Raw genomic sequence first — 11,391 nt, 5'->3', positions numbered from 1 at the left:
ATGGACGACTTCGCGGACCGCACCGCGGACGGCGCGAACGACGCGGACCGGGTGCAGCGCGCACTGCGCACCCTGCTGCAGGAACGCGACCGCCTCCGTCAGGAGAACGAGGCACTGAAGGCCCGGCACGCCGAGCCGATCGCCGTGGTCGCGATGGCGTGCCGCTACCCGGGAGGCGTCTCCTCGCCCGAGGATCTCTGGACTCTGGTGCGCGACGGCGTCGACGCCGTGGACGAGTTCCCGCAGGACCGAGGCTGGCGCGACGTCTACGACCCGGACCCCGCCGCCGTGGGCCGTTCCTCCACCCGCCAGGGAGGCTTCCTGGACGGCGTGGCGGACTTCGACGCGGGGTTCTTCGGCATCAGCCCGCGCGAGGCGCTGACGGTCGACCCGCACCACCGGCTGCTGCTGCAGACCTCCTGGGAGGCCTTCGAACGGGCCGGCATCGTCCCCGCCGACGTGCGCGGCACCGACGTCGGCGTCTTCACCGGCGTCAGCTCCTCCGAGTACGGCTGGCGCTTCCTGGAGGCGCACCACGGCGAACTGGAGGGCCACCTGCTGTACGGCAGCGCCCTCAGCGTCGCGTCCGGCCGGGTCGCCTACCAACTGGGCCTGACCGGACCGGCGGTGTCCCTGGACACGGCGTGCTCGTCGTCGCTGGTCGCCCTGCACATGGCGGCGCAGTCGCTGCGGTCGGGGGAGTGCTCGCTCGCGCTGGCGGGCGGGGCGTCGATGATGCCCACCCCCGCGATCTTCGTGGAGTTCTCCCGGCAGCGGGCGTTGTCCCCCACCGGGCGGTGCAGGGCCTTCGCGGACGGGGCCGACGGCACCGGCTGGGCGGAGGGCGTCGGTGTGCTGCTTCTCGAACGACTGTCCGACGCCCGGCGCAACGGCCGCACGGTGCTGGCCGTCCTGCGCGGCAGCGCGGTGAACCAGGACGGGGCCAGCAACGGGCTGACCGCCCCCAACGGCCGCGCTCAGGAGCAGGTGATCCGCACCGCCCTGGCCAACGCGGGGGTCTGTGCCGCACAGGTCGACCTGGTCGAAGCGCACGGCACCGGGACCGTCCTGGGCGACCCCATCGAGGCGGGCGCCCTGCTGGCGACCTACGGGCAGGACCGGGAACGCGACAGGCCGCTGTGGCTCGGATCCCTGAAGTCCAACATCGGTCACGCCCAGGCCGCCGCCGGGGTCGGCGGCGTCATCAAGGCCGTGCTGGCCATGCGTCACGGCTGGCTGCCGAAGACGCTGCACGTGGACACGCCCTCCCGGCACGTCGACTGGTCGTCCGGGGCGGTCCGGCTGCTGGAGGAGGGACGCGCGTGGCCCAGGCCGGACGGTCCCCGGCTGGCCGGCGTGTCGTCGTTCGGCGTCAGCGGCACCAACGCCCACGTCATCCTGGAGGAGCCCCCGCGGGAGCCGGCGGAGCGGAGCGGCACCGGCCCGGCCGTGACCGGTGGCCTCGTGCCGTGGGTCGTCTCGGGCAAGGACGCCGCGGCCCTGGCACGGCAGGCGGGCCGGCTGCACGCCTTCGCCGCCGCCCGCACGGACCCGGACCCCGCCGACACCGGCTGGTCGCTGGCCTCCGGCCGCTCGCGCTTCAAGCACCGCGCGGTCGTCCTCGGCCGCGACCGGGAGGAACTGCTGAGCGGCCTGGCGTCGCTGCGCGACGGAACGGACTCCGGCGGGGTGGTGCGCGGTGCCGCCGCCGACCTCGGCGAGATCGCCTTCATGTTCCCCGGCCAGGGTTCGCAGTGGGCCGGCATGGGACGGCAGCTGTACGCCACCTTCCCGGCGTTCGCGCACTCCCTCGACGCGTGCGCGGACGCCCTCGCCGAGTGGACCGACTGGTCGCTGCCCGACGTCCTGCACGGCACCGACGGGGCACCCACGCTGGACCGGGTCGACGTGGTGCAGCCGGCCCTGTTCTCGGTCATGGTCTCCCTGGCTGCCCTGTGGCGGTCCTGGGGCGTCGAACCGGCCGCGGTGGTCGGACACAGCCAGGGCGAGATCGCCGCCGCCCACGTGTGCGGCGCGCTGTCCCTGCGCGACGCCGCGAGGATCGTGGCGCTGCGGAGCCGGGCCCTGACCGCTCTCGTCGGCCACGGCGGCATGGCGTCCGTCACGGAGTCCGCGGACCTGGTCCGGGCGCGCCTGGCACCCTGGGGCGACCGGGTGAGCGTCGCCGTCGTCAACGGGCCCCGCTCGGTGGTGGTGTCGGGCGAACCGGAGGCCCTCGACGAGTTCGTCGGGAAGATGCACGCCGAGGGCGTCCAGGCCCGGCGGATAGCGGTGGACTACGCCTCCCACTCGCCGCAGGTGACCCGGGTCCGCGACCAGGTGCTCGGCCGGCTCGCCGACGTGAGCCCGAAGACGTCCGCGCTGCCCTTCTACTCCACCCTGCACGGCCGGAAGACGGACACCGCGGAGCTGGACGCCGGCTACTGGTACGCCAATCTGCGCGAACCCGTCCGCTTCGAGACCTCCGTGCGGCATCTGCTCGACGACGGATTCCGGGTGTTCGTGGAGATGAGCCCCCATCCCGTACTGACGTATCCGGTGCAGGAGATGGTGGAGGACCTGGACGACGCCGTGGTCCTGTCCTCCACCCGGCGGGACCGGGGGGAGGCCGACGCCGTGCTGGACTCACTGGCCCGGCTGCACGTCCACGGCGGGGCCGTGCGCTGGGAGTCCCTGTTCGGCGGGCGGCAGCGCGTGGAGCTGCCGACCTACGCCTTCGACCGGCAGCGCTACTGGCTGAGCTCCGCGCACACGGCCGTGACGGTGGAACTGCCCCCGACGGATCAGGCCCCCGGCGACCAGGCCCCGGTCTCCCTGCCGGAGCTGCTCGCCGGCCGGTCCGGCGCCGACGCGGAGGCGATCGTCCTCGGCCACGTCCTCGACAGGGCCGCCGCCGTCCTCGGACACGCCTCGGCCGACGCCCTGGACCCCGACGGGGAGTTCCGGCAGTTCGGGTTCGACTCGCTGCTCTCGGTCGAACTGAGCAAACGCCTCGCCGCGACGACGGGACTCAAGCTCCGGGCGAACCTGGTGCTGCGCCACCCGTCCCCGCGACTGATCGCCCGGCACATCCTGTCCACGATGGCCGAAGGCGACCCCGCGTGAACGTGCCCGCCTTCCGTGTTCCATCCGTTCCGTCCGTTCCACGGCCTTTGCTGAGGGGTTGATTCGAGTGCGTTCGTTCGGCGCGTCGTCCGCGCACAAAGGAATGTGGCTGGCGCAGAAGATGGCGCCCGACATGCTCAATCACGCGCTGGCCATGTGGGAGGTGGACGGTGAACTGGACACCCCGGTCATGGAAGCGGCCATGCTGCGCGTGCTGGACGAGGCGGAGGTCCTGCGCGTCGGCTTCCTCGACGACGGCGGCGGCCTGCGCATGGTCCCCCGGGAACTCGGCGACTGGCGGCCGTTCCACCTGGACCTGAGCGGTGAGACCGACCCCGAGCAGGCCGCGCGCGAGGCACTGGCCCGCATGGTGCGGCAACCCTACGACCTGGAGCGCGACCTGCTCTTCCGGCTCGGCGTGGTCACCCTCGCCCCGGCCCGCTTCCTCGTGGTGATCTCCTACCACCACCTCGTCTCCGACGGCTACGGCGCCGGCGGTCTGCTGTCGCGCCGCATCGCCGAGGTGTACACCGCGCTGGTGGGGGGCTCGCAGGTGCCCGAGCCCGCGCACCCGTGGGACGTCGCGTCCTACGCGGCCCTGGCCGAGGAGTACACCGCCTCGGGGAAGGCCGCCGAGGACGCCGGTTTCTGGCGCGAGCACCTGGCGGACGCGCCCCCACCGGCGCAGGTGCCGGGCGTGATCCTGTCCGACGCGCGGCGCGCCCGGCTCTCCGAGCCGTTGAGCGGCGCCGACCGCTGGTCGGAGGTGGCCGGGGCGATCGGCATGGTGAGCCGGACGCTGACCGTCCCACGGGTCGAGGCGGATGCCTGGACCGAGACCGCCAAGTCCCTCGGCGTGTGGATGTCCTCGCTGCTGACCGCGGCCGCGGCGGTCTTCCTGCGCCACCGCTGCGACCGCCCCGAGTTCCTCCTCTCGCTGGCCGTGGGCAACCGGTCGGGGGAGGCGGCCCGGACTCCCGCTCTCGCGGTCAACGTGGTACCGCTGCGGATGAGCGTTCCGCTCGGGGCGTCGTTCGCACGGATCGCCGACGCGGTGGTCGACGAGACGTACGAGGTCTTCGGGCGGACCGGCTGCCACTACTCCGACATCCAGCGCGCGTGCGGCACCGTCCTCAGCGGCCGGGGCAGCTTCGGAGCGGTGCTGAACGTCGTGGACTTCGTGGAGCAGCTCCGCTTCGGCGGCCACCCGGCGCGCTACTTCTCCGCGACCACCGGCACCTTCGACGAACTGTCGATCGGCTTCTGCACCGACGGGACCCCCGACAGCGACCTGTTCCTGCGGCTCGACGCCCCCGCGGGCCTGTACTCCCGCGCCGAGCTGCGTGCCGTCGGAGAGGACCTGCTCGACCACGTCCGGGCCGTGCTGGCCGCCCCTGCGCAGACTCCGGTCGGTGCCCTGGACATGCTGCGCGGCATCGAGCGGCACCGGCCGCCGACGGCGGCGGAGGAGACCGGCACGCCGCTGCCGGGCCTGACGGTTCCCGAACTGTTCGACCACCAGGCGGCGCGCGCCCCCGGCGCCGTCGCGATGGTGTCCGGGAACACCACGGTGACGTACGGCGAACTCGCCGAGCGCTCCGGTCACCTGGCCAGGGCGCTGCGCAGCCGGCATGTCGGACCCGAGACGGTCGTGGCCGTGGCGGTGCCCCGGTCGGTGGACCTGGTCGTCGCCCTGCTGGGGGTGGTGCGGGCGGGCGGCGCCTACCTGCCGGTCGACCCGGCGGCCCCGGCATGGGGCGGCACCGCGGCCGCCCCCGGCGTCCTGCTCACCGACGCCGCGACCGCCGCGGCACTCCCGGCCGGTCCGGACCTGACGGTCCTGCTCCTGGACGAGCTGTGCGCCGAGACCGGCGACGACGGGACCGGCTACGACGGGACCTGCACCGCCCCGCCGACGCCGCGCCCCGACCAGCTGCTGGCCGTGCTCCCCGGCCCGGCGCCGGACGGTTCGGTCACCGAAGTCGCCGTGACGCACCGCACCATGGAGCGGTTCGTCCTGGATCGTCACTGGCGTGACGGTGCCGGCGGGACCGTGCTGTGGCACGCCCCGCCCACCGCCGGCGCGACCGCCCTCGACGTCTGGGCGCCGCTGCTCCGCGGCGGCCGGATCGTGCTGGCCCCGCCCGGGGAGCTGGACGCCGACGCCCTGCCCGGGTTGCGGGAGACCCACAAGATCACCACCGTACGGCTGACCGCGGACGCGTTCTCGGCGCTCGCGGCCGACCGTCCCGAACGTCTCGCCGGACTGCGTGAGGTGTGGACCGGTGGGGACCGCGTCCCGCCGGCCGCGGTGCGGCGCGTCCGCGAGGCCTGCCCGGACCTGACCGTCGTCGACGTACACGGCCTGGTGGAGGCGGCCTCGTTCGCCGTGCGGCATCCCCCGGCCGCCGAAGCGCCCGGACACCCGGCACCCTCGTACGGCAGCCCCCTGGACCACACGGCACTGCACGTCCTGGGCCCGGGGCTGGTGCCGGTCCCGCCCGGGGTGGCGGGGGAGCTGTACCTGGCCGGGCCCGGCGTGGCGCGCGGTCGCCCGGGACGGCCCGGGCAGACGGCCGCGCAGTTCGTGCCCTGCCCGTTCGGCCCGCCCGGCGGGCGCATGTACCGGACCGGGCACCGGGTGCGCCGGGACGAGGAGGGCCGCTTCGCCTACGTGGGACGGGCCGGTGCCCAGGCGGACGTGCGCGGTTTCCGCATCGAGCCGGCCCAGGTCGAGGAGGCCCTGGCCGAGCACCCCCGGCTGGCCCGGGTGCTCGCCGAGGTCACACGGGACGAGGCCGGGCAGCGGAGGCTGGTGGCCTACGTGGTCCCGGGCGGTGCGGCCGCCCCGGCGGTCGAGGAGCTGCGCGCGTTCGCCACGGGGCGGCTGCCGGAGGCGATGGTCCCGTCGGTGTTCGTGGTGCTGGACCGTCTGCCGCTCACGGCGGACGGCCGGCCGGACCGCGCGGCCCTGCCGGAGCCGTCGTGCGACGGCGACTCCTACCGGGCACCGCGCAACCACACCGAGCGGGTCCTGGCCGGGGCGTTCGCCGGCGTGCTGGAGGTGGAACGGGTCGGTATCGACGACGACTTCTTCGACATCGGCGGCAACTCGCTGCGGGCGATCCGCCTGGTCGGCCTGATCCGCGCCGAACTGAACCAGGAGGTGTCCATCCGCAAGCTGTTCGCGGCGCGCACCATCGCCGGTCTTTCGGACCTGTGGGGGGACGTGGCCCCGTCGAGCCGGCCCGCCCTGCGCAGAAGGACCAGGGACGGCCACGTGCTGTGAGTCCGCCGGCGGACCGCCTCCCATTCCCCATCCCCGTCCGGCCCGGGACAATGGGAGGAGACGACTTCGCTGTCCCGCCGACGGGACACAAGCCGGCCGAGTCCGGCGCACGTGAAGGCCCTCGTGCCGCAGCGGGTCGGCGGCGCGACCCGGAAAACGTCACATCCCGCCCCCACGTCGGTTCTTCTGGGCGCGGAAGATCACCGGTCGACGATGCGGACGGCGCATCGCGCAGCCATGCCAGCGGGAGAATCCTCTATGAGTCAGCGTGAACACCCCATCTACGACGTGGTCGGCATCGGGTTCGGTCCGTCCAACCTGTCGCTCGCCATCGCCCTGCGGGAACACTGGACGAGCGGTCAGAACGGGGAGGTCAGCGCCCTGTTCCTGGAGCGGCAGTCCTCCTTCGGCTGGCACCGCAACATGCTGCTGCCCTCGGCGACCATGCAGATCTCCTTCCTCAAGGACCTGGTCACCTTCCGCAATCCGACGTCGAGTTACAGCTTCGTCGCGTTCCTGCACGCCTCGGGGCGGCTCCCGCAGTTCGTCAACAACCAGGACTTCTTCCCCACACGCGAGGAGTTCCACCAGTACCTGGAATGGGCCCAGGCCCGGGTCGCCGACCGGGTCCGCTACGGCTCGGAGGTGACGTCGATCCGGCTCGTCCCGGGCGACGCCCCGGAGGCGGACCGCCTGCGGCTGGAGATCGCGGACGGGGGACAGCGGGCCGGGCGCGTGATCGAGACGCGGAACGTGGTGGTCTCCACGGGCCTGGTCCCGAGCATGCCCGAGGGGACCGAGCGGGACGAACGCGTATGGCACAGTTCCGAGTTCCTGGACAAGTACCGCCGGATGGATCCGTCGGCGCTGCGGCGGGTGGCGGTGGTCGGGGCGGGCCAGAGCGCCGCCGAGATCACCAGGTTCCTCTACGACGAGCTTCCGCACGCCGAGGTGTACTCGGTCATCCCCTCCTACGGGTACTCCGTCGCGGACGACACGCCCTTCGCGAACCAGATCTTCGACCCCGGCGCCGTCGACGACTACTACTTCGGCACCGATCAGACCCGTGAGGCGTTCTGGCGCTACCACCGCAACACCAACTACTCGGTCGTCGACGACGAGGTGATCCGGGACCTGTACCGCAGGGCGTACGACGACGAGGTGCGCGGAACCAAGCGGCTGCAGTTCCTGAACCTGACCCGGGTCACCGGCGTCAAGCGCGTGGGCGCCGAGACGCGCGTCTCCCTCCAGGTGGGACCCGACGCCGAGGTGCGTGAACTCGACTGCGACGCGCTCGTCTGCGCGACGGGGTACAAGGGGATGGAGCCCACCGGCCTGCTCGGCGAGCTCGACCGCTACTGCGTGCGCGACGGTGAGGACCGCTACCGGATCGAGCGGGACTACCGTGTCGTCACCGACCCGGAGTTGCGGTGCGGCATCTATCTGCAGGGCGGCACCGAGCACAGCCACGGTCTGACGTCCTCGCTGCTGTCGAACATCGCCGTCCGCAGCGGCGAGATCGCCGATTCGATCGTCGCCCGGCGTGCCGGGCGGATCGCCGGAAGTCCGGTCGCCGTGCCCGTCGAGGTCGGTGGCGACTTCCTCTGAACGCCCGACCGACGAGGGGAACGCCGATGAGCAGCCTGGCCGAAGAACGGTGGATACGCCGCTTCCACGACGACGACGGGTGCGCGACGAAGCTCGTCTGCTTCCCGCACGCCGGCGGGTGGGCGAGCGCGTACGGTGGCTGGACCGCGCGGCTGCCGTCCGATGTCGGGGTGCTCGCCGTGCGGTATCCGGGCCGCGAGGACCGGCTCGGCGATCCGTTCCCCGAGGGGCTGGAGGACCTGGCGGACGAGGTGGTGGAGGCCCTCGAGGAGTTGTCGCGGCACCGGCTGGTGCTGTTCGGCCACAGCATGGGCGCCTCGGTGGCCCACGAGGTGGCCGTGCGCCTCCACCAGCTGGGACGTCCACCGGCCGCCCTGTGCGTGTCCGGCAGGCGCCCGCCGCAGCTGCTGGACGGCCGGCGCCGCCTGTTCGGCACGGACGAGGAGATCGTCGCGGGTCTCGTGCGCTTCGACGAGAGCCGGGCCGCGGTCTTCGCGGAGCCGGAACTGCGCGAGGTCCTGCTGCCGGCGATCCGCGCCGACTACCGGATGGTGGACGAGTACGCCGGGGGCGACCGCCCTCCGCTGGACTGCCCGGTGTACGGCTACACCGGCGAGGACGACTCCGAGGTGACCCCGGAGCAGATGCGCGGCTGGGCGGATGTGACCAAGGGCCCGTTCCGGCTCATGGTCCTGCCCGGCGGGCACTTCTATCTGCGGGCCCAGGAACCCGCCGTGCTGGCGGGCCTGAGGGACGCGCTGCGGCCCGTCAGGAACCTCGTGGAGAAGGCGTAGACGCGGGCCCCGGAGACCGGGGGATATGTCTCTCCGGGGCCCGCGCTTACGGCACCGGGCCGTGGTGGCGCGGTGGTGTCAGCATGGCACCTGTGTGGCTCCATGGCAAGCCCCGTTGTCAGGGGGCTTGGGTGTGGGGAACTCATTCCCAGGTCGAAGACTCTCGCGTGCGCAACCGGTAACTGCGGTGTCAGCAGGTCATTGTGCTGCCGTTGTCTCGATGTCGCCGGTTGTCGCGCCAGGGTGGCGCAATCCGGCGCTAGACGTGGCGCCAGATGATGTCATCATGGCGCTGGTTCGGCGTACCGCCGACCGTCCGCACTCACCGGAGTTGAATCGCCTTGGCCACCTTGCTCTACCGCATCGGCCGCTTCGCCTTCCGGCGGCGAGGCCTCACCGTTCTGCTGTGGTTCCTCGTCCTCGGCGGTGCCGGCGTCGCCGCCTCGTCCGCGCCGCCTGCGCCCGTCGACACCTTCTCCATGCCGGGCACGGAGTCGCAGAAGGCCGTCGACCTGCTGAACGAGAAGTTCCCGGCCGCCGGCGCCGACGGAGCGTCGGCCCGGGTCGCGATCCGGGCGCAGAGCGGCGGGAAGGTCACCGATCCGGGTGTGAGGAAGAACGTCGCCGCGCTCGTCGCCGATCTGGCGAAGGCCCCGCAGGTGGCCGCCGCCACGGACCCGTTCACGTCGGACGCCGTCAGCGAGGACGCCACCACCGCCTACACGGTCGTCACCTACGAGGTGAGCGCGCTGGAGGTGTCCGACAGGGCGCACGACGCCCTGCTCGAAGCCGCCGACGACGGCCGCGAGCGCGGGCTCACGGTCGAGATGGGCGGCGACGCCGTCCCCGTGGAGCAGGCGGCCGGCGGCACCGCCGAGAGCATCGGCGTCGCCGTCGCCGCCCTGATCCTGCTGGTGACCTTCGGTTCCCTGGTGGCGGCGGGCATGCCCCTGCTCACCGCCGTCATGGGGGTCGGCATCGGCGTCAGTGCCATCGGCGCCCTCGGCAGCACGCTCGGCCTCTCCTCGACCAGCACCACCCTGGCCCTGATGATCGGCCTCGCCGTCGGCATCGACTACGCCCTGTTCATCGTCTCCCGCTACCGCACCGAGCTGCTGGAGGGACTGGACCGGGAGGAGGCCGCAGGGCGCGCGGTCGGCACCGCGGGCTCGGCCGTGGTCTTCGCCGGCCTCACCGTCATCGTCGCCCTCGCCGGCCTCACCGTCGTCAACGTCCCGATGCTCACGAAGATGGGCCTCGCGGCGGCCGGCACCGTCCTGATCGCCGTGCTGGTCGCGGTGACCTTCGTCCCCGCGCTGCTCGGCTTCGCCCCGGTCCGGGTGCTGCGCCGCGCCGACCGCCACCGGATCACGGGCAAGCCGCTGTCCGAGCGCCGTCAGCGCAAGGCCGCCCGGGCAGCGGAGCGCCAGCGGCCGAACCTCGGTTCCCGCTGGGCGGGTTTCGTCCTCCGCCGCCCTCTCGTCGTCCTGCTGGTCGGCGTGGTCGGCCTCGGTGCCGTCGCCGTGCCCGCGACCCGGCTGGAACTGGGCCTGCCCGGCGAGGGCACCATGGCCCCCGACACCACCCAGCGCAAGGCCTACGACATGCTGTCGGAGTCCTTCGGTCCCGGCTTCAACGGCCCCTTGCTGGTCACCGTCGCGGCGGACGAGGCCCGCGGTGTCGGCAAGGACGTCGCCGCCGAGCTGTCCGGTGAACCCGGAGTGGCCGAGGTGGGCCCGGTGGTGCCGAACACGTCGGGCGACACCGCGATCATCAACGTCGTGCCGGAAGGGGGGCCCACGGACGACCGGACCCGGCACCTGGTCGAGAAGTTGCGTGACGACCTGTCCGACTTCGCGCGCACCCACGACGCCGAGATCCTGGTCGGCGGACAGACGGCCATGTTCCTGGACTTCTCCCGGACCCTCGACGACGCGCTGCTTCCGTACCTCGCGCTCGTGGTCGGACTCGCCTTCCTGTTGCTGGTCCTCGCCTTCCGCTCGTTCACGGTGCCGCTGAAGGCCGCCCTCGGTTTCCTGCTGTCGGTGTCCGCGGCGCTGGGTGCCGTCGTGGCGATCTTCCAGTGGGGCTGGTTCGCCGACATCGTCGGGGTGGACCAACCGGGCCCGATCATGAGCACCATGCCGATCATCATGATCGGGGTGGTCTTCGGCCTCGCCATGGACTACGAGGTCTTCCTGGTGACCCGGATGCGCGAGGCCTTCGTCCACGGGGAGTCGACCCCCCAGGCAGTCGTCACCGGCTTCCGGCACGGCGGCCGGGTGGTCGCCGCCGCAGCACTCATCATGACCAGCGTCTTCTCCGGGTTCATCGTGGAGGACAACGTCTTCGTGCGGATGATCGGCCTGGGGCTGGCGCTCGCGGTGCTCTTCGACGCCTTCGTCGTCCGCATGGCCATCGTCCCCGCCCTCTTCGCCCTCCTCGGCGACCGCGCCTGGTGGCTGCCGCGGTGGCTCGACCGCGCCCTGCCCGACATGGACGTGGAGGGGGAGAAGCTGTCGCACCGGCCCCCGGCCGCACGGGGGCAGGTGCCGATCCCGTGACCGGCTCGCG

Annotated in this window: 5 protein-coding genes; all 5 read left to right on the top strand. The window is 73.0% G+C overall.

Annotated elements, in window-relative coordinates; genetic code table 11:
* Complete coding sequence (locus tag ABTZ58_RS07985) at nt 1-3,126, top strand: type I polyketide synthase (RefSeq protein ID WP_351351804.1); 3,126 nt, start codon at nt 1-3, stop codon at nt 3,124-3,126.
* Nucleotides 3,127-3,193: 67 nt separating this feature from the next.
* The gene (locus ABTZ58_RS07980) at nt 3,194-6,415 is read left to right on the top strand and encodes an AMP-binding protein (protein WP_351351801.1); all 3,222 of its coding nucleotides are present in this window, start codon (nt 3,194-3,196) and stop codon (nt 6,413-6,415) included.
* A gap of 258 nt (nt 6,416-6,673) precedes the next feature.
* Nucleotides 6,674-8,023: a lysine N(6)-hydroxylase/L-ornithine N(5)-oxygenase family protein gene (locus ABTZ58_RS07975; protein ID WP_351351798.1), complete on the top strand. Its 1,350-nt coding sequence runs from the start codon at nt 6,674-6,676 to the stop codon at nt 8,021-8,023.
* Nucleotides 8,024-8,049: 26 nt separating this feature from the next.
* A complete protein-coding gene (locus ABTZ58_RS07970) occupies nt 8,050-8,817 on the top strand; it encodes a thioesterase II family protein (protein ID WP_351351795.1) in 768 nt (255 codons plus the stop codon).
* A 341-nt stretch (nt 8,818-9,158) separates the two neighbouring features.
* Complete coding sequence (locus ABTZ58_RS07965) at nt 9,159-11,381, top strand: MMPL family transporter (protein ID WP_351351792.1); 2,223 nt, start codon at nt 9,159-9,161, stop codon at nt 11,379-11,381.
* Nucleotides 11,382-11,391 lie beyond the last annotated feature (10 nt).

It is taken from the genome of Streptomyces sp. NPDC094143, assembly GCF_040303825.1.
Taxonomy (GTDB): Bacteria; Actinomycetota; Actinomycetes; order Streptomycetales; family Streptomycetaceae; genus Streptomyces.
This window is presented reverse-complemented; position numbering and strand designations above follow the sequence as displayed.